The sequence below is a fragment of the Achromobacter sp. 46006 genome (genome assembly GCF_059761975.1).
Genome location: NZ_JCBANN010000025.1, coordinates 34,028 through 58,134 on the forward strand (window position 1 = coordinate 34,028; position 24,107 = coordinate 58,134).

General features: G+C 67.9%; 18 protein-coding genes. 11 read left to right on the top strand and 7 right to left on the bottom strand.

All coding sequences use genetic code 11. The features are described 5' to 3' along the window. Positions 1–2: 2 nt before the first annotated feature. On the bottom strand, positions 3–683 hold the full coding sequence (gene ccmB / locus AC6LKG_RS14160; protein WP_498165244.1) for a heme exporter protein CcmB: 681 nt from the start codon (positions 681–683) through the stop codon (positions 3–5). Beyond that, the gene (gene ccmA / locus AC6LKG_RS14165; RefSeq protein WP_498165245.1) at positions 680–1,306 is read right to left on the bottom strand and encodes a cytochrome c biogenesis heme-transporting ATPase CcmA; all 627 of its coding nucleotides are present in this window, start codon (positions 1,304–1,306) and stop codon (positions 680–682) included. Before ccmA ends, ccmB begins: the two co-directional genes overlap by 4 nt. A gap of 413 nt (positions 1,307–1,719) precedes the next feature. Between ccmA and AC6LKG_RS14170 the strand changes: the two genes are divergently transcribed. From AC6LKG_RS14170 to AC6LKG_RS14200, 7 genes are all read left to right on the top strand, one after another. Further along, positions 1,720–1,884, top strand: a complete 165-nt coding sequence (locus AC6LKG_RS14170; RefSeq protein WP_498165247.1) for a periplasmic nitrate reductase, NapE protein — start codon at positions 1,720–1,722, stop codon at positions 1,882–1,884. Positions 1,885–1,922: 38 nt separating this feature from the next. Beyond that, entirely contained in the window at positions 1,923–3,143 is a 1,221-nt protein-coding gene (gene torC / locus AC6LKG_RS14175) for a pentaheme c-type cytochrome TorC (protein ID WP_498165248.1), read from the top strand. Positions 3,144–3,150: 7 nt separating this feature from the next. Continuing rightward, complete coding sequence (gene torA / locus AC6LKG_RS14180) at positions 3,151–5,682, top strand: trimethylamine-N-oxide reductase TorA (RefSeq protein ID WP_498165249.1); 2,532 nt, start codon at positions 3,151–3,153, stop codon at positions 5,680–5,682. Between the two features lie 103 nt (positions 5,683–5,785). Next, positions 5,786–6,412, top strand: a complete 627-nt coding sequence (gene torD / locus AC6LKG_RS14185) for a molecular chaperone TorD (protein ID WP_498165288.1) — start codon at positions 5,786–5,788, stop codon at positions 6,410–6,412. 106 nt (positions 6,413–6,518) lie between these two features. Further along, positions 6,519–7,286 carry a sulfate reduction electron transfer complex DsrMKJOP subunit DsrO gene (dsrO, locus tag AC6LKG_RS14190; protein ID WP_498165251.1) on the top strand — a complete coding sequence of 256 codons (768 nt, stop codon included), beginning with the start codon at positions 6,519–6,521 and terminating at the stop codon, positions 7,284–7,286. A 13-nt stretch (positions 7,287–7,299) separates the two neighbouring features. Further along, positions 7,300–8,334 carry an NrfD/PsrC family molybdoenzyme membrane anchor subunit gene (nrfD, locus tag AC6LKG_RS14195; protein WP_498165252.1) on the top strand — a complete coding sequence of 345 codons (1,035 nt, stop codon included), beginning with the start codon at positions 7,300–7,302 and terminating at the stop codon, positions 8,332–8,334. Between the two features lie 37 nt (positions 8,335–8,371). After that, positions 8,372–11,560, top strand: coding sequence for a tetrathionate reductase subunit A (locus AC6LKG_RS14200; protein WP_498165253.1), 3,189 nt, complete (start codon positions 8,372–8,374; stop codon positions 11,558–11,560). A 72-nt stretch (positions 11,561–11,632) separates the two neighbouring features. On the opposite strand, the gene AC6LKG_RS14205 is transcribed toward AC6LKG_RS14200, so the two are convergent. After that, on the bottom strand, positions 11,633–12,487 hold the full coding sequence (locus tag AC6LKG_RS14205; protein ID WP_498165255.1) for a beta-keto acid cleavage family enzyme: 855 nt from the start codon (positions 12,485–12,487) through the stop codon (positions 11,633–11,635). Then, positions 12,484–13,446, bottom strand: a complete 963-nt coding sequence (locus AC6LKG_RS14210; protein ID WP_498165257.1) for a 3-hydroxyacyl-CoA dehydrogenase family protein — start codon at positions 13,444–13,446, stop codon at positions 12,484–12,486. Before AC6LKG_RS14210 ends, AC6LKG_RS14205 begins: the two co-directional genes overlap by 4 nt. 146 nt (positions 13,447–13,592) lie before the next feature. Here AC6LKG_RS14210 and AC6LKG_RS14215 point away from each other — a divergent pair, with 146 nt between their 5' ends. Then, positions 13,593–14,501: a LysR family transcriptional regulator gene (locus AC6LKG_RS14215; protein ID WP_498165259.1), complete on the top strand. Its 909-nt coding sequence runs from the start codon at positions 13,593–13,595 to the stop codon at positions 14,499–14,501. 137 nt (positions 14,502–14,638) lie between these two features. Here the strand turns inward: AC6LKG_RS14215 and AC6LKG_RS14220 are convergent, their stop codons facing one another. Together AC6LKG_RS14220 and AC6LKG_RS14225 are read right to left on the bottom strand one after the other, a co-directional pair. Next, complete coding sequence (locus tag AC6LKG_RS14220; protein ID WP_498165261.1) at positions 14,639–15,322, bottom strand: GntR family transcriptional regulator; 684 nt, start codon at positions 15,320–15,322, stop codon at positions 14,639–14,641. Between the two features lie 17 nt (positions 15,323–15,339). Beyond that, the gene (locus tag AC6LKG_RS14225) at positions 15,340–17,115 is read right to left on the bottom strand and encodes an IlvD/Edd family dehydratase (protein ID WP_498165263.1); all 1,776 of its coding nucleotides are present in this window, start codon (positions 17,113–17,115) and stop codon (positions 15,340–15,342) included. A gap of 220 nt (positions 17,116–17,335) precedes the next feature. Here AC6LKG_RS14225 and AC6LKG_RS14230 point away from each other — a divergent pair, with 220 nt between their 5' ends. Continuing rightward, on the top strand, positions 17,336–18,331 hold the full coding sequence (locus tag AC6LKG_RS14230; RefSeq protein WP_498165265.1) for a tripartite tricarboxylate transporter substrate binding protein: 996 nt from the start codon (positions 17,336–17,338) through the stop codon (positions 18,329–18,331). A gap of 309 nt (positions 18,332–18,640) precedes the next feature. Next, positions 18,641–20,638 (top strand): cyclic di-GMP phosphodiesterase, encoded by a 1,998-nt coding sequence (gene pdeR, locus AC6LKG_RS14235; protein WP_498165267.1) that lies wholly within the window; start codon positions 18,641–18,643, stop codon positions 20,636–20,638. Between the two features lie 22 nt (positions 20,639–20,660). Here the strand turns inward: pdeR and AC6LKG_RS14240 are convergent, their stop codons facing one another. Continuing rightward, positions 20,661–21,545 (bottom strand): crotonase/enoyl-CoA hydratase family protein, encoded by an 885-nt coding sequence (locus AC6LKG_RS14240; RefSeq protein WP_498165269.1) that lies wholly within the window; start codon positions 21,543–21,545, stop codon positions 20,661–20,663. A gap of 433 nt (positions 21,546–21,978) precedes the next feature. Here AC6LKG_RS14240 and AC6LKG_RS14245 point away from each other — a divergent pair, with 433 nt between their 5' ends. Next, complete coding sequence (locus AC6LKG_RS14245) at positions 21,979–24,078, top strand: TonB-dependent receptor (RefSeq protein ID WP_498165271.1); 2,100 nt, start codon at positions 21,979–21,981, stop codon at positions 24,076–24,078. The last annotated feature ends 29 nt before the right edge of the window (positions 24,079–24,107 follow it).

The following is a 24,107-nucleotide window of genomic DNA, read 5'->3' on the forward strand; positions in this document are numbered from 1 at the left end:
CTTCATTCTTCGACGGCAAAGCGCAGCGCCAGGACACAGGCGGGCGGGGCCAGCGCCAGCGCCGCCAGCAGCGCGCCGCCAAGCAGCAGGAACGGGGTGGCGGGCGGCTGGCCGGCGCCACACGAGTCCACCGAGCCCGCGCCAAAGATCAGCACCGGCACGAACCAGGGCAGCAGCAACAGGGCCTGCAGCACGCCGCCGCCGCGCATCCCGAGGGACAGTGCGGCGCCGATTGCGCCGACCAGGGCCAGCACCGGCGTTCCCAGCGCGAAAGATAGCGACAGGGTCAGGCGCGAACACTGACCCAGGTCAAACAGCAGGCCCATGACGGGCGCCACGGCGACCAAAGGCAGACCGGTTCCGATCCAGTGCGCGGTGATCTTGGCCAGCACCCAGAGCGAGGCGGCGCCCGGCGAAAGCAAGAGTTGTTCGAGCGTGCCGTCGGCGTGGTCCTGCGCGAACAGCCGATGCTGCGACAACAGCGCGGCGAGCAGCGCGGCCACCCACAGCACGCCTGGTGCGAGCGCACGCAGGAAGGCCGCATCGGCGCCCACGCCCAGCGGGAACAGGCAGGCGACCAGCACGAAGAAAAGCAGCGAGACGATGACGTCGGCGCGGCCGCGGCCAAGCAGCAGCAGGTCGCGCCGGAGTACGGCGAAGAAGGGGCTGGCCAGCCGCGTCATGGCGCGCGCGGACCGAGGTCTAGGGTGTGCACCGGCCGGTCGAAGGCCACCTCCTGGTGCGTGGTCAGCAGGACGAGCCCGCCGTTGTCGCAATGGCTTGCCAGCGTCCGCGTCAGCGCCGCCACCGTGGCCGCGTCGAGCAGGTTGAAGGGTTCGTCCAGGATCCATAGCGGCCGCGCCGGGCGCAGCGACAGCCGCGCCAGCATCACGCGGCGCCGCTGGCCGCGCGACAGCAGGCGCGCCGGCAGGTCGAGCATCGCGGTCAGGCCCATCCGGCAAAGCGCGTCGCGACAGGCCGCCGTGGTGACGGCATCGGCCTGGGCCTGGCACAGGAAGCACAGGTTTTCGAGCGGAGTCAGGGAATCGGCGAGCGCGTCGGCATGACCCAGGTAGAGCATCTGCTGGCGGTAGGCCGACCCCAGGCGGTGGATGTCGTCCCCGCGCCAGCACACCGTGCCGGCGTCGGCGCGCGCCAGGCCGCACAGGATGCGCAGCAGGCTGGTCTTGCCATGGCCGTTGGGCGCGGTCACACGCAGCAGTTGCCCCGCGCCCAACTGGAACGACAGGTCTTCGAACAGCAGACGGGTTCCTTTCGAACAGGTGAGCCCTTGCGCTTCAAGCATGGCCGGTGCCCATCCAGATACTCATCACAACAATCCCCGCTGCATCAAGGGCGGCGCGAAGCCGACAACGGGATCGGATATTAATGAATCCGGATCGTGGTTTTGCGGGGCCGCGGCGCAATTGAATTTATGTCGGACGTGTTTACCGTCAGGCCAGGCGCGGTGCCGCTTGTCGCGCGCAGCCATTCGTTTTGCCGGCGTTTCCCGCCTGCGGCTTCGGATCTGTCTGAGTAATCGGCGCTACAGCGGGCATCGCATGACGGGTTTGATGGATGTCAACGTGCAGGCCGGGGCTGCGCGTCGATCATGAAAAGGCTTCGAACCGTCATCGGCCTTCGCGACGACCGTCGGTTTTGCTTGTGCCGCGGCGCAGTTCGGGGCGGTAGCCGTTCAAATCCAAAATGTTGTATCCCGTGAAAAACAAACCCAAGCACAGCAGTAGTGGTGGTGGGGCCGAGTGGGCAAAGTTCCTGTCGCTGGCCTTTGTGGCGTGTCCCGCCGTGGCGTTCCTGATGATCTGCATCTACGGATTCATCGTCTGGTTCGGGCAGATACTGTTCTGGGGGCCGCCGGCATGAATGCTCCGTTCTACAAAGCCGCAGCCTGAGCCACCGACATGAAAAATCCCTTCAAGATCGCCAAATCCGTCATCCAATGGACGGGCGCGCTGTTGCTGCGTCCCGCCACCCGCATCGGCCTGGGCGTGCTGGTCATCGGCGGGTTCCTGGGCGGCGTGACGTTCCTGGCCCTGTTCAATACCGGCATGAACGCCACCAACTCCGAAGCCTTCTGTATTTCCTGCCATTCGATGCGCGACACCGTGCTGCCCGAGCTGCAGCAGAGCGTGCACTGGAAGAACCGCTCGGGCGTGCGCGCCCACTGTCCGGACTGCCACGTGCCGCATGACTTCACCTCCAAGGTCGCGCGCAAGATGCAGGCCTCGCGCGAAGTGCTGGGGCACCTGATGGGCACCATCGGCACGCCCGAGAAATTCCAGGAACACCGCATCGTGCTGGCCACGCGCGAGTGGGCCCGCTTCAAGGCGAACAATTCCAAGGAATGCCGCAATTGCCATGATTACGCCAGCATGGATTTCGACAAGATGCGGGTGACCTCGCAGACCACCATGCACGGCGCGGCCGAACGCGACGCCAGTTGTGTCGACTGCCACAAGGGCATCGCGCACCGGCTGCCCGAGGTCAAGTCGCAGGGCAACCCGGCGCTGGCGGCGCTCACGGCCGACGCTCGCGGCGCCGCCATCGACGCCGGCCGCGACTACTACAGCGTCATGCCGCAGCCGCTCTACGCGGACGAGACCCTGGCCCACGAGATCGGCGCCATCGAGATCGCCACCGGCGTGAAGGTGCTGCAGAAGAAAAAGGACGCGGTGCAGGTCGAGTTGCAGCTCTGGCGAAAGAACAAGGGTTATGCCCGCGTGCTGTACGGCCGCTTCGGCATGAATATCACCAGCGCCGTGCTGAGCCAGGACGTGTCGCGCGACGACGGCGTGGTCCATGTGATCGAAAGCCGCATCGACGACGTGACCGGCCTGCAGTGGCAGAAGATCTCCGCGACGGTCTGGCTGCGCGGCGGCGGCCTGGTGGCTGATGTCGAGCCGATCTGGGCGGTGGCGCGCAAGAGCTATTCGCAAAGCTGCAGCGTGTGCCATCGCCAGCCGAACGAGGCCTCGCACGACGCCAACCAATGGCCGGGGCTGTTTGGCGGCATGGTCGGGTTCACCAACATGGATGACCCGACCGCCAGGCTGGTCCTGAAGTACCTGCAGTTGCATTCTTCCGATTTCGTAGCCAAGGACGGTGTGGCTTCGGCCCACTGAGCAAGAAATGAAAATCTCCCGTCGACGTTTCATGGGCGGTGTCGCCGCTTCACTGGGTTCCTTCGTGGTGCCGCCGCTTCTGCGCAATGGCAATGTCGTGCGGGCCGCGGCCGCCACCAAGGCCGCGGCCGATCCCGGCCGCTGGAAGTTCTCGGGGGCCCATTGGGGCGCCTTCCGGGCCCGGGTCGTGGCCGGCCACGTGGTGGAAATAAAGCCGTTCGAGTTCGACAAGCACCCCACGCCGATTCTGGACGGCACGCTCGACGTGCTGTACAGCCCATCGCGGGTGCGTTATCCAATGGTGCGCCTGGACTGGTATCGCAATCGGCGCGCGGGCGCGGCACCGAGCCAGGCGGGCCAGGCGTCGCGCGGCGACAACCGGTTCATCCGGGTGGGCTGGGACGAAGCCCTGGACCTGCTCTATGACGAGCTGGAGCGCATCCAGAAGGACTACGGTCCGTGGGCGCTGCATGTGGGCAACGTCGGCTGGCACGCGGTGGGCCTGATGCACAGTTGCGGCAACCATATGCTGCGGGCGATGGGGATGCACGGCAACAGCGTCGGCACGGCCGGCGACTACTCGACCGGCGCCGGCCAGACCATCCTGCCCTACGTGCTCGGGTCGACCGAGGTGTACTCGCAGGGCACGTCGTGGGAGATCATCCTCAAGGAGACGCAGGTGCTGGTGTTCTGGGCCAGCGACCCGATCAAGAACCTGCAGGTGGGCTGGAACACCGAAACGCACGAGGCCTACGAGCATCTGGCGCGGCTCAAGCAGAAGGTGGCCAGCGGCGAGATCTCGGTGATCAGCGTCGACCCGGTGAAAAGCAAGACGCGCAACTACCTGGGCTGCGAACACCAATACGTCAACCCCATGACGGATGTGGCGCTGATGCTGGGCCTTATCCATACCCTGTGGAAAGAGGAGTTGTACGACAAGAAATTCATCGAGACCTATGCCGTGGGCTTCGAGGAATTCATCGCCTATGTCGAGGGCAAGACCGAGGACAAGATCGAGCGCACCCCCGAATGGGCCGAGTCCATCTGCGGCGTGCCGGCCGGGCGCATCCGCGAACTGGCGCGCCTGATGGCGGGCAATCGCACGCAACTGATCTTCGGTTGGGCGATCCAGCGCCAGCAGCACGGCGAACAGCCTTACTGGATGGCCGCGATCCTGGCCACGATGCTGGGCCAGATCGGCTTGCCGGGAGGCGGCATCAGCTACGTCCACCACTACGCTTCGGCGGGCGTGCCGGCCTCGGGGGCGTCGATGCCTGGCTCGTTCCCGCTGAACCTGGACCCCGGCCGCAAGCCCCAGCACGAGAACGACGACTTTCAAGGCTACAGCGCGGTGGTGCCGGTGGCCCGCGTGATCGACGCGCTGCTGGAGCCGGGCAAGGAAATCAACTACAACGGCCACAAGGTCAAGCTGCCGCCCTACAAGATGGCCATTTTCTCGGGCGGCAACCAGTGGCACCGGCATCAGGATCGCAATCGCATGAAGCGGGCCTACCAGAAGCTGGAGACGGTGGTCGCGATCGATTACAACTGGACGGCCACCTGCCGCTTTGCGGACATTGTGTTGCCGGCCTGCACGCCGTTCGAGCGCAATGACATCGATGCCTACGGGACCTTCTCCAACCGGGGCGTGATCGCCATGCACAAGCTGGTCGATCCGCTGTTTCACTCGCGTTCGGATTTCGACATCTGGACCGACTTCTGCAAGCGCATGAAGCGCGATGTGGAATACACCCGCAACATGAACGAGATGCAGTGGGTCGAATTCCTGTACGAGGAATGCCGCAAGGAGAACGCCGGCAAGGGCTTCGCCATGCCGCCTTTCGCGCAGTTCTGGGAACAGGGCTACGTGCTGTTCCCGGAGGGCAAGCCGTGGGTGCGGCATGCCGATTTCCGCGAGGATCCGGAAGTCAACGCCCTGGGCACGCCGTCCGGGTTCATCGAAATCTACAGCCGCAAGCTTGCCAGCTTCGGCTACCGCGACTGCAAGGGGCATCCGCTCTGGATGGAAAAGGCGGAACGTTCGCACAACGGTCCGCGTTCGGACAAGTACCCGCTCTGGATGCAGTCCTCGCATCCCAACGAGCGCATCCATTCGCAGACGTGCGAATCACCGTCGCGGCGGGCGACCTACACCATCCAGGGGCGCGAGCCCGTCTATATCAGCCCCGAGGACGCGCGGCAGCGCGGCATCCGCCAGGGCGACCTGGTGCGGGTCTTCAACGACCGCGGGCAATTGCTGGCGGGCGCCGCCATCTCCAGCGACTTCCCGCCCGGGGTGGTCCGCATTCACGAGGGCGCCTGGTATGGGCCCACCGGACCCGAGATCGGCGCGCTGGATACCTACGGCGATCCCAACACATTGACGCTGGACGTCGGTTCATCCGAACTGGCGCAGGCGACCAGCGCCAATACCTGCCTGGTGGAAATCGAGCTGTTCAAGGGCGTCGCGCCGGCGGTAACGGCATTCGGCGGTCCGGCCGAGGTCGATATCGACGGCAAGGTCATGGCCAGCCTCTGAGGCCAGCGGATAGCCGGGGAGGGCGCGTTGCCTTCCCTCTTTTTTTGCGGAGCAGCAGTTGAACAGCGAGCATATCGACCCTGAATGGGTGGCGGCGTCCCATATGCGGTCGCAGTTGTATGGATGGTTTTCCACCCTCTTTGCCCGGGAGCTGGGGCGGGACGCCATGGCGCTTTACCAGGCCGGGGGCGCCGCGGAAATCATGTCCGTCCTTGCCCAACTCGGCATGGCGCGCGAGGCGGACGCCGTGGCTGGCGTGTTGCAGGAGTGGGCGCGGCACGCGGATGCCGCGGTCGAGAACGCCGCCGACTTCGCCACCCTGTTCCTGATGGAGGGGCGGGCCCGCCCGCTTCCCTACGCCTCGCACTATCTGGACGGCGGCGGGCAGTTGTACGGCAAGCCGGCGCTGCTGATGCGCGCGATGCTGGCGTCCAATCGGTTGCGGCTCGATGAGCCGTTCAAGGAGCCGGAGGACCATCTCGCCGTGATGCTGGGATTGATGTCCCACTGGGCCAAGGCCTGCGATCGGTCCGCCGATTGCGCGGGCCAGGCGCGGGAGCAGGCCGCGTTCATCGAATCCGCCCTCTTGTCCTGGATCGACGTCTGGCTGGCGGGCATGCACGCCATCAAGACCCTGACGTTCCGCTTCTACCCGGCCTTAGGCGCGCTGCTGGCCGCCTTTCTGCGCCAGGATCGCGACTACCTGCGGTCTGTCGGGGCGGGGGCATAAGAAGAAAGGTCTGAAATAAATCCGTCCCCTATTGATCGGCATCAAATCCCTATATAACCGGAAGCGATAAGTTAATGGCACAACGACATGATTCGCGGAGAAGTCTGTGCCTCACCCCCCACCCGAAGTCCCCCTCCCGGGCAAACGTGGTTTCCTGAAGAACCTGCTTGGCCTGAGCGCCGCGGCCACCATCATCCCCATCCGTGCCGAAGCCGGCACCGGCATCAACCAGCAACCCCCCCGTCGTCCCGGCATCCCCGGCAAGCGCTACGGCATGCTGGTCGACCTGCGCAAATGCATTGGCTGCCAGTCCTGTACGGTCAGTTGTTCGCTCGAGAACCTACCGCCCGTCGGCCAGTTCCGCACCACCGTCCTGCAGTACGAAGTGCAGCCCGACAATGGCGGCTCCTGTGCCATGGTGATGCTGCCGCGCCTGTGCAACCACTGCGACAACCCGCCCTGCGTGCCGGTCTGTCCGGTGCAGGCCACGTTCCAGCGCGAGGACGGCATCGTGCTGGTCGACAACCAGCGCTGCGTCGGCTGCGGCTATTGCGTGCAGGCCTGTCCCTATGACGTCCGCTTCATCAACCACGATACCCAGACCGCCGACAAGTGCACCTTCTGCGAGCACCGGCTCGAAGCCGGCCTGCTGCCGGCCTGTGTCGAAAGCTGCGTGGGCGGCGCCCGCATCATCGGCGACCTGAACGATCCGGACAGCGCCATTTCGCGGCTGATGGCCGAGCATCGCGCCGACATCAAGGTGCTCAAGCCCGAGATGAAGACCGACCCGCACGTCTATTACATCGGCCTGCCCGATGCCTTCGTGCACCAGATCGACGGCCAGGCCGGCGTGCGGCTGGCCGGCGGCCATTGAGAAGGGGAGCGCCATGCAGATCACCGAATTGCTGACCCCGGTCTATGACGCCGCCTGGCTGCCGTGGGCCGTGCAGTACTTTTTCCTCATCGGGATTGCCGCGACCGCGGCCCTGACCGCCGCCGGCGCCGCCTTTGGCGAGGCGGGATCGTCCGCGCGCCGCCTGCTGCCGGCCGCGGTCACCGTGTTGCTGGTTTGCGCCATCGCCGCGCCCGTTTCGCTGCTGGCCGACCTGCACCAGCCGGGCCGCTTCTGGCATTTCTATACCCGCCTGACGCCGTGGTCGTGGATGTGGCTGGGAGCGCTGCTGCTGCCGGTCTTCACCGGGCTGGCGGTGCTGTTCTGCGCCGCCTGGTGGTGGGGCCGCATGGTGTGGGTGCGGCTGCTGGGCATCGCGCTGGCGCTGTCGGCGGTGTCGATCCTGGTCTACACCGGCGCCGAAGTGATGGTGTTGCGGGCGCGGCCGCTGTGGCACACGCCGTTCCTGCCGCTGAACTTCGCGCTGACTGCGTGGCTGGGGGCGCTGGGGGCGATGTTCCTGGTAGGGCGCTGGCTGCCTGGCGGCATGAAGGCGCTGCCGGTCGAACTGCTGCGCCGCCTGAGCGTGACGGCGGTGGTGATGATGGCCATCGGCGCGGGCGCCTGGATGCTGCTGGGCCTGCTGGGCGTGGACCCCTCGTTCGAGGCGGCAGTGCGCCTGTTCGGCGAGTTTCCGGTATGGCGCGCCAGCCTGGCCGGCGCCGTGATCACCGCGTTCTGCATGATCGCGCTGTTGCAGCGCGCGCCGCGCACCCTGGCGGCGCCGCTGCCCTCGGCCGCGCTGGCGCTGACCATGCTGGCCGCCGCCTGGATCTTCCGCTGGGTCGTGTTCATGAGCGTGCAGGGCGTGCCGAAGTACGGCGCCGGCCTGTACCTGTACGACATGCCCTGGGGCAGCGACGGGCTGCTGGGCATGATCGGCGTGCTGGGCCTGTGCGCCGCGCTGGTCGCCGCCGTGACCTGCGCGCTGGAATTGTTCCCGGCCCGCATCCGCGGCCTGGCGGCCTGAGCCGCCGGCCCCGACAAGAATTCGCATCGAGATGACCATGGACAAGCAACACCGAGAAGACACGCCCGACGCCCACGCCGACGGACCCGATCAACCCGACAACGCCGCGCGCCGCAAGCTGATCGCGCGCGGCGGCGTGGTCGCCGGCGGCCTGGCCGCGTTCGCGGCCGGCTACGGCGAGACCGTCGGCAAGGCCGTCAAGGGCCTGGCGCAAGGCACCGCCGGCGTGCCCACCGCGCACGCCGTGCGCGGCAACTCGCTGACGCCGGAGTTCCGCATCGACCCGGTCACGGGCCTGCTGTCGACCCAGCCCGGCCAGACCGTCAGCCCCTCCAGTTGTCTTGGCTGCTGGACGCAGTGCGGGGTGCGGTTGCGCGTCGACACCGAGGCCAACCGCATCCTGCGGGTGGCGGGCAACCCGTACCACCCGCTGGCCACGACCCGGCCGGCGGCGATGGATACGCCGGTGCGCGAGACCTACGCGCAACTGGGCGGCGACAACGGCCTGGAAGGGCGCGCCACGTCCTGTGCGCGCGGTTCGGCCATGCTGGAACAGATGCACAGCCCGTACCGCGTGCTGCAGCCGCTCAAGCGCGTCGGCGGCCGCGGCGAGGGCAGGTGGCAGACGATTTCCTTCGAGCAACTGGTGCAGGAGGTGTGCGAGGGCGGCGACCTGTTCGGCGAGGGCCACGTCGATGGCCTGCGCGCGATCTTCGACCGCGACACGCCGCTGGATCCGGCCAACCCGGAGTACGGCGCCAAGGTCAATCAGTTCCTGTTCACCGATGCGTCCAACGAAGGCCGCACGCCGTTGATCCAGCGTTTTGCCGGCCAGTCGTTCGGCACTGTCAACTTCAGCAACCACGGCTCGTACTGCGGACAGAGCTTCCGCGTTGGCGCCGGCGCCGCGCTGGGCGACCTGAAGAGCATGCCGCATGGCAAGCCGGATTGGGACAACGCCCGCTTTGGCCTGTTCATCGGCGCGGCGCCGGCGCAGGCCGGCAACCCGTTCCAGCGCCAGGCGCGCCAACTGGCCGAGGCCCGCACCCGGCCCGAGGCGGAAGGCTTTGCCTACGTGGTGGTGTCACCGGTGCTGCCGGCTTCGTCCAGCCTGTCGGCCGGCTCGGGCAACGAATGGGTGCCGGTCAACCCGGCCAGCGACCTGGCGCTGGTGATGGGGCTGATCCGCTGGATTCTCGACCACGAGCGCTTTGATGCGCAGGCGCTGGCGCAACCCGGCCCGGCGGCCATGAAGGCGGCGGGCGAGGCGGCATGGACCAACGCCACGCATCTGGTGATCGCCGAGCCTGGCCATCCGCGGCAGGGCACTTTCCTGCGCGGCGCCGACCTGGGCTGGGCCAGGCCGGCCGATGCGGGTGAAAAGTGGGAGGACGTGTACGTGGTGCGTCTGGCGGACGGCACGCTGGCGCCGCACACGGTGGCGGCGCCGGCCACGCTGTTCGCGGACGAAACCGTGGCCGCGCCCGGTCTGGCTGGGGCGCCGGCCGCGCTGCGGGTGCGCAGCGCGCTGACGCTGCTGCGCGACGAGGCGCACCGCAAGTCGCTGGATGAATACGCGGCGCTTTGCGGCGTGCCGGCGGCCAAGATCGCCGAACTGGCCGAGCGCTTCACCAGCCACGGCAAGCGCGCCGTGGCGGATGCGCACGGCGGCACCATGAGCGGCGCGGGCTTCTACACCGCCTACGCCATCGCCATGCTCAACACGCTGGTGGGCAACCTCAACGTCGAGGGCGGCCTGGTGCTGGATGCCGGGCCGTTCCCGCCCTATGGCGCGGGGCCGCGCTACAACATCGCGGGCTTCGCCAATCGCGCCACGCCCAAGGGCGTGGCCCTGTCGCGCAACCGCTTCCCGTACGAGAAGTCGAGCGAGTTCAAGCGCAAGCAGGCCGCCGGCCAGCCGGTCTATCCGGCCGCCGCGCCCTGGTATCCGGCCACCGGTGGCCTGAGCTCAGAGATGCTGGCGTCGGCGCTGGCGGGCTATCCGTACCGCGCCAAGGTCTGGTTCAACCACATGAGCAACCCGGTCTACGGCATCGCCGGGTTCAGGAACGTGCTGCTGGACAAGCTGAAGGACCCGAAGATCCTGCCGCTGGCGGTGTCGATCAATCCGTTCATCAACGAGACCAACGCGCTGGCCGACTACATCGTGCCCGACACCGTCACCTACGAAAGCTGGGGCGTGTCGGCGCCGTGGGCCGACGTGGTGGCCAAGGCGTCGACGGTGCGCTGGCCGGCGGTCGAACCGCGCGTGGCGCGCACCGCCGAGGGCGCGCCGGTGTGCCTGGAGTCGTTCCTGATCGCCTGCGCCAAGCGCATCGGCATGCCGGGCTTCGGCGCCAACGCCATCGCCGATGCGGACGGCAACCGCTATCCGCTGGACACGGCCGAGGACTTCTTCCTGCGCGGCATCGCCAACATCGCCTTCGGCGCCGGGCGGCCGGTGCCCGAGGCCAGCGACGACGACCTGGCGCTGACCGGCGTGGCGCGCTACCGCGATGCGCTGCAAGGCAAGCTCAAGCCCGAGGAGTGGCGCCGCGTGGCCATGGTGATGAGCCGCGGCGGGCGCTTCGACCGCGTGCGCGAGGCCTGGAGCGACGCCGGCCAGACCCGCAAGGCCTGGGCCAAGCCGCTGCAGGTGTGGAGCGAGGAACTGGCGGGATTCCGCCATGCCATGACGGGCGAGCGCTATAGCGGCTGTCCCACCTGGTATCCGGCGCGGCTGGCCGACGGCCGCGACGTGCGCGAGCAGTATCCGCGCGCCGACTGGCCGTTCCTGCTGAGTTCATTCAAGTCCAACCTGATGAGCTCGATGTCCATCGGCGTGGACCGCTTGCGCCAGGTGCATCCGCACAATCCGGTGTCGATCAACCGGCAGGACGGCGAGCGGCTTGGCCTGCGCAACGGCGATCCGGTGCGCATCGTCACGCCGGGCGGCGCGGTGACCGGCCTGGCGCTGCTGCGCGATGGCATCCAGCCGGGCGCGGTCGGCATCGAGCATGGTTATGGCCACACCGAACTGGGCGCGCGCGCCCACCTGGTCGATGGCAAGCCGATGCCGCACGATCCGGCGCTGGCGGCCGGCGTGAACCTGAACGACCTGGGCTTCAGCGATGCGACGCGTGGCGAGCATGCCAACGTCTGGATCGACTGGGTCTCGGGCGCGGCGGTGCGGCAGGGACTGCCGGCGCGCATCGAGCGGGCCTAGGGCCGCCCTGGACGGGCTGGCAAGGCCGGCCGGGGCGCGTGGCGCGCCGCCGCCCCGGGGCTTGTCCCGGCGTCAGGCAATCGCGCCGTAGATCCGGCGCGCCTGCGCCGCGTCCGCCAACGGCCGTCCCAGCGCGCGCGCGCCCTCGACGGCCTGGCGCACCAGGTCGGCATTGCCGGCGGCGATGCTTCCGTCCCGCAGCTTCAGATTGTTCTCGAACCCCACCCGCATATGCCCGCCGAAGGCCGCCGCCGTCGTCACGCAGGCGTTCTCCTGCGCCCCGAACGCGCACACCGCCCAAGGCAGCGAATGGTCATAGGCCGTCAGGAACGGCAGCAGGTCATAGGCCGACGAGGTCTGCCCCACGCTGTAGCGTCCCAGCACGAATAGCACCGACCATGCGCCCGGCGGCACCAGCCCGCGCGCGCGCAGCGATAGCCAGCGCCGCACGTCGCCTTCGTCGTACAGAATGATCTGCGTCATGATGCGGCGCTCGGCGACCCAGGCCAGGAACGCCGCCAGTTCGTCTTCCGGAATCTCCGGCACCGCGATCTCGCGCAGGCCGATCGACACCGCCTCCGGCTGCAGCTCGCGCACCAGCGCCATCTGCTCGGCCGCCTGGTACACGCCAGCCGCCTCGCTCGTCACCTGCACCAGCAGCTCGTCGCCCACCGCGCGGCGCACCGCCGCCAGCGCCTCGCGGTACGCCTGCGCGTCCAGCAGATGGCTGCCGTCCGGCTTGCGCACGTGCATGTGCATCATCGCCGCGCCCGCGTCCAGGCAGGCACGCGCTTCCCGAGCCAGGGCCTCGGCCGTCAGCGGCACCGCCGGATGGTCGGCGGCCTTTTTGTAGGCGCCGTTGGGCGCCACCGTCACGATGACGGGCGACTCGGCCAGGGCCGGGCGGGGGAGGTTCACGGCGCTCATGGCTGGATCTCCGGCAGTTCCGGCGCGATCAGGTCCAGGCCCGCGCGCAGCAGGCGGTCATAGCGCGCGCGTTCGGCGGCAATGGTTTCCGGCGTCCAGGCATAGAAGCCTTCGCCCGCCTTCATGCCGTAGCGGCCGTCGGCGGCGCGCTCGGTCAGGCAGCGCGCCGGATGGTCATCATTGCAGAAGGTCGGGTACATGGTCGCGCCCGCCGCCGCGTGCACGTCGATGCCGGCGTGGTCGCGCTGCATCACCGGCCCGGCCGCCAGGAAGCGGAAGCCGAAGCCGAAGCGCACCGCCGCATCCACGTCCTCGGGCGAGGCGATGCCGCGGTCGATCAGGTTGAAGGCTTCGCGCGACAGCGCGTGCTGCAGGCGGTTGGCCAGGAAACCCGGCAGGTCCTGGCGCACCTTCACCGGCACGCTGCCGCAGCGGCGCATGAAGGCGATCAGCGCGTCGGCGCGGGCCTCGTCGCTGGTCTCGGCCATCACCACCTCGACCAGCGGCACCAGGTGCGCCGGCATGAAGAAGTGCAGGCCCAGCATGCGTTCGCGCGTGGCCAGGCCCTGGCCGATGGCGCTGATCGGGAAGCTGGAACTGTTGCTCGCCAGGATGGCGTCGGGCCGGGCGCGCTGCACCAGCCCGGCGAACAGCGCCTGCTTGATGTCGAGCCGCTCCGGCACGCACTCGATCACCAGGTCGACGCCGGTCCAATCCACGTCGTCCAGGCTGGCCGCCGTCGCCAGTTGCGACACCAGCGCCTTGCGGCCGATGGTCTCGAGGTTGTCCGCCACGCGCGCCGGCAGCGCGGCCGCGCGCGCCGCGTCGGGCTCGATCACCGTGGTGCGGCAGGCGGCGCGCGTCAGCACCACCGCCACGTCGGCGCCCATGGTGCCGCCGCCCACCACCACCGCATGCGCCGCGCCCGGATTGGGCAGGGCCTTCGCGTCCGTCTGCATGCTTTGCTCCTTGTCCTGAAACCGCTGTTGCATCAGCGTCTGTCTGTATTGGGCGCCGAGTGTAGAGAAGCTTGTTTGATTGATGAATCAGATTTTTTGGATAGAATGATCGACAAACAAGATCAATCAAAAAGGCGCTCGCCGCGATGCAGATCAATCTCTCGATGCGCGATATCGACACCACCCTGGTGCTGGGCCGCACCCTCAATTTCCGCCAGGCGGCGGCGCAACTGCACCTGTCGCAGTCGGCGCTGTCGACGCAGGTCCAGCGTATCGAGGACGCGCTCGGCGTGCGCCTGTTCGACCGCACCACCCGCACCGTGCGGCTGACGGCGGCGGGCGAGGTCTTCATGCAGCAGGCGGCGGCCCTGCAGGTGGCGTTCCGCGATGCCATTGCCGCGGTCAGCGGCATCGCCAGCGCCGAACACGGCCAGGTCTCGGTGGCGGCGCTGCCGTCGCTGGCTGCGCGGCTGTTGCCGCGGGTGTTGATGGCCTACCGCCAGGCGCATCCGCAGGTGGCCCTGAAGGTGCGCGATACGCTGTCCGGCCCGGCCTTCGACCTGGTGCGCGCGGGCGACGTGGATTTCGCCTTGACCGCCGCCGACCCGCAGCACGCCGACCTGCATTACCAGCCGCTGATGTCCGACAGCTTTCTGCTGCTGATCCCCGAGGGCCACGCCCTGGCGCGCGCCAAGGGGCCATTGCGCTGGGCCGACACGGCCGGCGCCGCGCATGTGTCCATGGTGCATCCGAGCAGCGTGCGCCAATACACCGAATGGGCCTTCCTGCAGAACCGCATCCGCTTCACGCCGGCCTTCGAGGCCGAGCACCTGACCACCATCGTGGCGATGGTGGAATGCGGTTTCGGGGTGGCGGCGCTGCCCGAAATCGCGGCCGGCGCGGTGGCGCAGCACGGCATCGTGCAGCGGCCGCTGACCGGCCCGGTGGCCGAACGCTCGATCGGGCTGGTGACGGCGCGCAACCGCAGCCTGCCGCCGGCGGCCGCGGCGCTGGTGGCGATGCTGCGCCAGTATCTGGCCGAAGAGGCCCGCTGAGGCGTGACCTTGGCAAGACAAGGCGGCCGCCAGGTCATGCCCCGTCGTGGCGTTCGATGCGTCATGCGCGTGCGCCGCGTTCGGTCCGCGCGTGGGGGGGGGCGGCCGTCCGCTGCCAGGTTCCGCGTGGTGCCCGTTCAGGCGCCGCGGCGCGCCTGTTCCGATGCCAGGTAGGCGTCGCGCGAGGGCAGCAGGTGCTCGCGGCACAATGCCATCAGGGCCGCGCGGTCGCCGTCGCGCAGCGCGTGGATCATGGCCCAGTGTTCCTGGCGGGCCCGCTCGCGGTAATGGGCGGCCGCCAGCGAGCCGAAGCGGATCGGGTGGGTGCGGCGCGCGTATTCCTCGATAGCCTGGCCCAGCACCGCGTTGTCGAGCAGGCCGAACAACTCACGGTGAAAGCGCTGGTTGCTGCGGAACACGCGGCGCGCGTCGCCGTCGGCCACCGCCGCGTCATGTTCGCGCTGCACCGTCACCAGCGCCGCCAGCCGCGCCGGGGCCACCGGCAGCGGCATCTGGCTGGCGGCATGCACTTCCAGCACTTCGCGCAGCGCATACAGTTCCATGACCTCGCGCGCCGAGTAGGCCCGCACCACCGCGCCGATGTTGCGCTTGCGTTCGACCACCCCCAGCAGTTCCAGGTCCGCCAGCACCTGGCGCACCGCGTGGCGCTTGAGGCCGAAGCGCGCCATCAGATCGTCCTCGGTCAGCCGCTCGCGCGGATGCAACCGGCCGAAGACGATGTCTTCCTCCAGCGCGGCTACCGCCGCCGCCAGGGCGTCGGGCGCTTGCGGTTGCAGGGAGGCGGGGGAGATGGCGTTCATGGGCGTCAGGCAGGGTGTCAAGGCTTGGGCACGGTATCGTGCGTGGCGCCGGCGCGCAGGAAGTCGAAGTCCACGCCCTGGTCGGCCTGCGTCACGGTCTGCAGGAACAGCTTGCGGTAGCCGCGCTCGGCGGCCGGGCGTTCGACCGGGCCGGCGGCCATGCGGCGCGCCAGCTCGGCGTCTTCGACCAGCAGGGCAATTTCGCGCCGCGCCACCGACAGGCGGATCCGGTCGCCATTCTGCACGTAGGCGAGCGGCCCGCCAATCGCGGCCTCGGGGGTGACGTGCAGCACGATGGTGCCGGCCGCCGTGCCGCTCATGCGGCCGTCGGAAATCCGCACCATGTCCTTGACGCCGGCGCGCGCCAGCTTCTTGGGGATCGGCATATAGCCGGCCTCGGGCATGCCGGGCGCGCCGGTGGGGCCGATGCGCTTGAGCACCAGCACGTCGTCGGCGGTCACGTCCAGCGCCTCGTCGTCGATGCGGCGGGCCATGTCCTCGGCGTCCTCGAACACCACGGCGCGACCTTCATGCTCCATCAGCTCGGGATTGGCGGCCGACTGCTTGATGATGGCGCCGCCGGGCGCCAGGTTGCCGCGCAGCACGGCCAGGCCGCCCACCGGATAGATCGGCGCGGCGACGCTGCGGATCACGTCCTGCTTGAAGGGCGCGGGGGCGTCGTCCAGCTCCTCGCCCAGGGTGCGGCCCGACACCGTCAGCGCGTCCAGGTGCAGCAGCGGCCGTAGTTCGCGCAGCAGCGCCAGCATGCCGCCGGCGTGGTGGAAGTCTTCCATATAGTGCTGGCCGGAGGGCTTCAGGTCCACCAGCACGGGCGTTTCGCGGCTCATGCGGTCGAGTCCGGCCAGGTCGATGTCGATGCCCAGGCGGCCGGCGATGGCGGTCAGGTGCACGATGCCGTTGGTCGAGCCGCCGATGGCCAGCAGCACGCGCAGCGCGTTCTCGATGGACTTGCCGGTGATGATGCGGTCGGGCGTCAGGCGGGCCGCCGCCATGGCGACGGCGGTGGCGCCGGTGCGCTCGGCCACGCGCACGCGGTCGGCGGTGACAGCGGGGGCGGACGCGCCGCCGGACACCATCATGCCCATGGCTTCGGTCAGGCAGGCCATGGTGCTGGCGGTGCCCATCACCGAACAGGTGCCGACGCTGGCCACCAGCTGGTTGTTGACGTCGGCGATCTCGGGCGCGTCGATTTCCTCGGCGCGGTAGCGGCCCCAGTAGCGGCGGCAATCGGTGCAGGCGCCGACCCGTTCGCCGCGATGCGAGCCGGTCAGCATCGAGCCGGTCACCAACTGGATCGCGGGCACGCCGGCCGACGAGGCGCCCATCAGTTGCGCCGGCACGGTCTTGTCGCAGCCGCCGATCAGCACCACCGCGTCCATCGGCTGGGCGCGGATCATTTCCTCGGTGTCCATCGACATGAGGTTGCGCAGGTACATGCTGGTGGGCTGCGAGAAGCTCTCGTGCACCGAGATGGTGGGGAAGTCCATCGGCAGGCCGCCGGCCAGCATCACGCCGCGCTTGACCGCCTCGATCAGTTGCGGCGCGTTGCCATGGCACGGGTTGTAGCTGCTGCCGGTGTTGACGATGCCGATGATGGGACGCGCCAGCGCGCCGTCGGACAGACCGGCGCCCTTGATGAAGGCCTTGCGCAGGAACAGCGAAAAGCCGGTGTCGCCGTAGTTGGTGAGCCCGCGCGCCACGCCGGTGCTGCGCGCGCCGTCGCTGTCGAAGGGGCCCTGGGCGGGCTTGCCGCCCTTGGTCTCGTCCGTCATTTTTCTTCCCGATAATATTATCGATAATCCAGGGCGATGATCATATACAGCCTTGGAAATGCCCGGCAAGCGCTTTTGGTGGAAATGTTTATTGATCTTGAATTTAGATCAGTCGATAGAAAAATTCTGATTCATCAATCAAGATGAGCCTCCTACACTGGCGCCGATGACGAGCCGGGCGTCCATTCCATTCCTATACCCATCCCGGCAGGAGACCTACATGTCAGACCTGCGTCTGCGGCCCCGCCGCGCCTTGCTGCTTTCCCTGTTGGCCTTGTGTACCGGCGCCGCGGCGCCCGCCCTGGCCGCCGACGCCTATCCCGACAAGCCCATCCGCCTGATCGTGCCGTACCCGCCCGGCGGCGCCACCGACGTGATCGGCCGCGTGCTGGCGCAGGAACTGACCGGCGCGCTGGGCCAATCGGTGATTGTCGAGAACCGCGCCGGCGCCGCCGGCAACATCGGCGCCGACCAGGTCGCCAAGGCCCAGCCCGACGGCTACACGCTGCTGATGGGCGCGCTCACCAGCCATTCGATCAACGCGGCGCTGTACCGCGGCCGCGTCACCTATGACGTGGAAAAGAGCTTCGCGCCGGTGTCCATCGTCGGCACCGTGCCGCTGGTGTTCGTGGTCAATCCCTCGGTGCAGGCCAATGACCTGAAGCAATTGATCGCGCTGGCCAAGTCGCGTCCGGGCTATATCACCATGGCCTCGGCCGGCAACGGCTCGCCGCAGCACCTGGCCGGTGAAATGTTCAAGCGCGCCGCGGGCGTGGACATCCTGCACGTCCCGTACAAGGGCAGCGGCCCGGCCATGACCGATCTGATGGGGGGCCAGGTGCTCAGCATGATCGAGACGGTGCCCGCGTCGCAGTCGAGCATCAAGGCGGGCAAGCTGCGCGCCCTGGCGGTGACTTCGGCGCAGCGCGTCGCCGCGCTGCCCGACGTGCCGACGGCGGCCGAGGCCGGCCTGCCGGGGTTCGAAGTCAGCTCCATGTTCGGCATCGTCGCGCCGGCCGGCACGCCGGCGCCGGTGATTGATCGGCTGAACGGCGAACTCAAGAAGATCCTGGCCAAGCCGGGCGTGAAGGCATCGCTGCTGAACCAGGGCGCCATCGCCGAATGGACCACGCCGGCCGATGCCGGCGCCCGCGTGTCGGCCGAGGTGGCGCGCTGGACCAAGGTCATCGACGAGGCCGGGGTCAAGCCCGAATAAGCCATTCGGGCGAGGGGCGGGGACCGGCGCGCCCCGCCCGCTGCTTCATTTGCGCCACATTCAGGAAATAGTCACAAATTTTCGACGAAATTGTTTGCATGCCTGGCGGCACGCCGCGCAACCGGTCTGAAGCCGGTGCGCGTCCCGTGAATCATCCGTAGCGCGGTGGTGGGAGGGCACCCTGCCATCGCCGAGCCCCGTGAAATAATCCGCAATAGTGGCCAAACGCGGTTCACGCGGGTGGTTGACCCCGAACTGACTAGGCCGTAATGTTTGTCGCAGGCCTTCCTAGGATGGCGGGGGACACCAATGACTCAGACTCAGGACGAAAAATCGATCCTGTACCTGCATTTCGGTACGCCTAGCCCCTATTGGAGGCTGGCGGCCGACAGCGACGCGATCGAACTATCCGCCGTCAAGGGCGCCACCAACATCGCCATGGCGCTCAAGCCCGAGCAGGCGCAGGCGATTCGCGCCCTGACCGGCATCACCGCCAGCCTGCGCATCGACATCGTGCTCTATGGCGACCCGGTGCAGTTGCGGCTGGTCGGCCGCAAGATCAATCCCAACGAGTGGGCCGGCACGGCCTCGGCGCATACCGACACCGATTCGGTGGCGCGCGATCTGGTCGAAGGCCTGTCGTTCGCCGAGACCGTGGTATCCGAAGCCAATTCGGTCATCGTCATCGTCGACCAGCACGGGCGCGTGCAGCGCTTCAACAAGGTCAGCGAGGAATACACCGGCAAGCGCGAGCAGGACATCGTCGGGCGCAGCGTGTTCGACATGTTCATGACACGCGAAGAGGCCGCCGCCTCGCGCCGCAACATCGCCGAGTTCTACAAGCGCGGACAGTCCTATGAGGTCGAGCGCCTGATCAACACGGTCAAGGGGCCGCGGCTGTTCCTGTTCCGCAACAAGTTCGTCACCAGCGGCAGCGGCGAGAAGCGCGTCTACCTGATCTGCTCGGGCACCGACATCACCGAGGAACGCCAGGCGCAGGAGCGCCTGCGGGTGTTGGCCAACACCGACATGTTGACCAACCTGCCCAACCGCCACGCCATCACCACGCGCCTGAAGGCGGCGCTGGCCGAAGGCGAGGGCGCCAGCGGAGGCGTGCTGTTCCTGGACCTGGACAACTTCAAGCGCATCAACGACCACTACGGCCATGGTTTCGGCGACCGCCTGCTCAAGTCGGTGGCGGTGGCCATTTCCAGTTGCCTGGCGCCTGGCCAGACGCTGGCGCGGCTGGGCGGCGACGAATTCCTGGTGCTGCAGGAACATGCCGAGGCCTGGCAACTGGAGGCCACCGCCGCGCGCATCATCGAACGCCTGCGCGAACCGTTCCGCCAGGAGCTGATCGAGGTCTACACCAGTTGCTCCATCGGCATCGCCATGTATCCCGAGCATGGCGAGGACCTGGACAGCGTGGTGCGCAGCGCCGACATTGCCATGTACGTGGCCAAGGAAGCCGGCCGCCACACCTACCGCGTGTTCCAGCCCGAGATGGACCGCCGCAACGCCGACTATGTCTGGCTCGATACCAATCTGCGCAAGGCGCTGGCCGAAGGCCACCTGATGCTGTACTACCAGCCCAAGCTGGCTGGCCGCGGCGGCGAGGTCGACGGGGTCGAGGCGCTGCTGCGCTGGCGTTCGCCCGAACGCGGCATGATCTGTCCCAGCGTCTTCATTCCCTACGCGGAAGAGTCCGGCCTGATCTCGCAACTGGGCGTGTGGGTGATGCGCGAGGCCGCGCGCCAGGCCGCGGCCTGGAAGCGCGACGGCCTGAACCTGAGGGTGGCGGTGAACGTGTCGGCGCGCCAGTTGGACGACAAGGGCGTGGTCAGCGAGTTCATGCGCGCCATCAATGACGCCGGCCTGGCCCCCTGCCTGCTCGACATCGAACTGACCGAAAGCTGCCTGATCGAGGACGAGGTCGCGGCGATCGAACTGATGAAGCAGTTCCGCCAACTGGGCGCCCGGGTCCACCTGGACGATTTCGGCACCGGCTATTCGTCGCTGTCGCAATTGGCGCGCATTCCGCTGGACGCGATCAAGCTGGACGCCAGCTTCGTGCGCGGGGTCAACGAGAATCCGGTGTCGCAGGCGCTGGCGCGGGCCATCGTGGCGGTGGCCCGCACGCTCGAACTGGAGGTGATTGCCGAGGGCGTCGAAACCCAGGAAGAGACCGCCTTCCTGGATACGCTGGGCGTGGATGCCAAGCAGGGCTACCTGTATGCCAAGCCCATGCCCGCCGCCGAACTGACCACCTGGCTGGCGCAGCGGCGCCGGCTGCATCTGATCGCCTGATGCGGCCGGCGCTCGCCGGCACTCAATGCATGGTGGCGTCCACCAGACTTTCGGGGCCGGCCGGCGCGCGCCGGTTCTGCGCCAGCACCAGCCGCTCCATATAGGCACGGTCCTTCGGATCGATCATGAAGGCGGCCTCGACCCAGTCCTCGGTGATGTCCATCAGCTCGGAGCGAGTCAGTTGCAGCACGCGCTGGCGGGCCCGCAGCATGGCGCGCATGCCGTTGAGCTTGGGCCGCATCACGTCGATGAAGGTGCGGGTGGCCTTGTAGGCATCGCCCGGCTCGAACAGCACGTCCACCAGCCCGCGCGCCTGGAACCATTCGGCGGTGTGCGATTCGCCCGTGCCGATCAGTTCCTCGGCCAGCTTCATGCCCGCGCGCCGCGCCACCAGCGAATAGCCGCCCATGCCGGGAAACAGGTTGAAGGCCATTTCGGGGAAGCCCATGCGGGCGTTGTTCTGCGCCAGCACGAAATGGTGCGCCAGCGCCGCCTCGAAGCCGCCGCCCAGCGCCGTGCCTTCGATCATGGCGAGCGACACCGCGCCGGTGTCGAAGCCACGGGTAGCGGCATGGACGCAGTCGACGCAGGCGCGGGCATAGGCGCGCAGCGCCTCGCGCCGCCCGGTGCGGATGGCTTCGGCGAAGAAATTCAGGTCGCCGCCGACGTTGTAGATCTGCGGCACCAGCGAGCCCGTGACCCAGAAGTCGATGGGCAGGCCGGAATCCTTGGCGGCGCGCGCCAAGGTCATGATTTCGTCGATCAATTCGTGATTGAAGCAGGGGCGCGGCTGGGCGCGCAGCATCATCCACATGACACGTCGTCCTTCCTCATAGAACGCGGAGACTTGCTTCAGGTTGCCTGCGGCGGTAAAGGGATGGCAGTCCGGATGAATGAGTTGATTCATTTGCTTTCGTCCAATCGATCAAGGTGAGTCGGAGTACTGCCGGGCCAGCCTAATACAGCGGCACCCCAGTCCCTCTCATGCAAACCTCGTCCGTCCGGCCAGAGTTGTCCGTAGTGCAAACATCGGAGTGATTGTTGGAGATCCTTGCGTTCGGGGCGATGGCGTCGTGCGCATGGATGACGCGCGCCTCGTCGATGTGGACGATGATCGCCGCAGATCTGCGAAGGCCGGGGCCGGCATGCGCCGCATGGCGGCCTCGTGCAAATGGTTGGGGCGGGGGCGGGGGCGGCGCTCGCGCGGAAACGGCGCGGCGCGGTCGTTGTGGCGCCGCAACGGAAGTATGGGCCACGCACTAAATGAGAATAATCTCATATACAAATGAGATTCATTTCTGATATTGTCGCGGCTCTATAAAACTTACACATAGCTTGCGATGCCTGTTTTCACTGTCCCGCGCACCCTGGCCCTGGGTGCCGCGCTGGCCGCGTTGATGCCCGCCGTTTCCTTGTCCGCCGAGCCGGCGCACCTGCCCGCCATCAGTGTCGAAGGCGCCAATGCGGATGACCCGCGGGTGCCCGAAGTCACCACCGCCACCCGCACCCAGACCCCGGCCCGCTACGTGCCGCAGGCCATCGACACGGTCAAGGTCGAGAATCTGCAGAATTACGGTATCAGCACGCTGGGCGAGGCCCTGTCCGGCATCCCCAACGTCAGCAACGCCTCGGATACGCGCTTCGATTCGCTGCGCATCCGCGGTTTCGATGCCAGCAACGACTTCTACCTGGACGGCATCCGGGACGACAGCCAGTATGTGCGCGACCTGCACAACATCGAGCGCGTCGAAGTGCTCAAGGGGCCGGCGGCGGTGCTGTATGGCCGCGGCAGCCAGGGTGGCATCGTCAACCGCGTCAGCAAGGCGCCGCAGCCGGGCCGCGAATCCACGCTTGAAGCCCAGGCCGGCAGTTGGGACCTGCGCAGCTTCTACGGCGACCTGAGCGCCGACCCGGGTGAAAACGTCAGCGTCCGCCTGAACATCGGCCAGGAAGACAGCAACAGCTTCCGCCACAAGATCGGCGGCACCCGCCAACTGGTGGCGCCGTCGCTGAACTGGCGCATCACGCCCAACCTGGACTGGCTGGTGCAGTATGAATACAGCCGCTACGACCGCACCCCGGACCGCGGCATTCCCAGCGTCAACGGCCGGCCCGCCGACGTCGGCCGCTCGACCGTCTACGGCGACCCCGACCGCGACTACATCGACGACCGCGCCCAATCGTTCCGCTCGCGCCTGGCCTACACCGTGGCGCCGGGCTGGCAGTTGCGCTACACGCTGGGCGTGTTCGCGCTGGACAGCAAGTTCGACAATACCTACCTGACCGGCTACAACGCCGCCACCGGCAAGGTTACCCGTACCCGTTGGCAGCAGGACCTGAACACCCGCAGCATCAACAACAACCTGGAAGCCGAGGGCCTGTTCCATACCGGCGCCATCGAGCACCGGGTGCTGTTCGGCGTCGAGCTGGCCAACCAGGAGCGTTCGCCCGATCTCTACAACATGCTGACGCCCCGCGCGGGCGGGCAGGCCATGCCGGCGCTGGACCTTTACGATCCGGATCTGTCGCGGCAGCATGAAGGGGCCATGGCGCTCAGCAGTTCGGCCCGGCACAAGACCCGCAGCCAGGGTTATTACGTGCAGGACCAGATCAAGCTGGATGATTCCTGGCAGGTGCTGCTGGGGCTGCGCATGGACCGCTTCCGCGTCGATTCCACCAACCGCATACTGGATATTTCGGCCCGGCGCGACAACCGCGGCCTGAGCCCGCGCGCCGGCGTGGTGTGGACTCCGCTGCGCGAGCATTCGTTCTATGCCTCGTACAGCAAGACCTTCTCGCCGGTGGGCGGCAGCCTGATCGGCATCACCCCGAACGCGTCCGGCAACGCCAATGACGTCGACCCCGAGCACACGCGCCAATACGAAGTGGGCGTCAAGAGCGACTGGCTCGATGGCCAACTGAGCACCACGCTGGCGCTGTACCAGTTGGAACTCTACAACCGCCGTACCCGCGATCCAGTCGATCCGAACATCGTGCTGCTGACCGGCAAGCAGCGTTCGCGCGGCATCGAGCTGACCGCGGCCGGGCGCCTGACGGGCAACTGGTACCTGCGCGGCGGTATCGGGCTGCAGAACGCCTCCATCGTCGAAGACAACAACGGCCTGGCCGGCAACCGCGTCAGCAATGTGGCGCGGCGCAACGGCAGCGTGTTCCTGACCTACAAGCCGGCCGAGGGCTTGTATGGCGAGACCGGCCTGACCTTCGTCGGCCAGCGCTACGCCGACAACGCCAACTCCGCGGTGCTGCCGGGCTACGCCACCTGGGACGCGCTGATCGGCTACCGCACCGGCCAGTGGGACTGGCGCCTGGCGGTGCGCAACCTCACCGACAAGACCTACTACGCTTCGGCCACCAGCGCCGGACAGATCCGGGTGGGCGAGCCGCGCACGGTGATCGCCACGGCGCAGTATCGGTTCTGACGGGTAGCCGCGATCCAGGCAGGACGGAC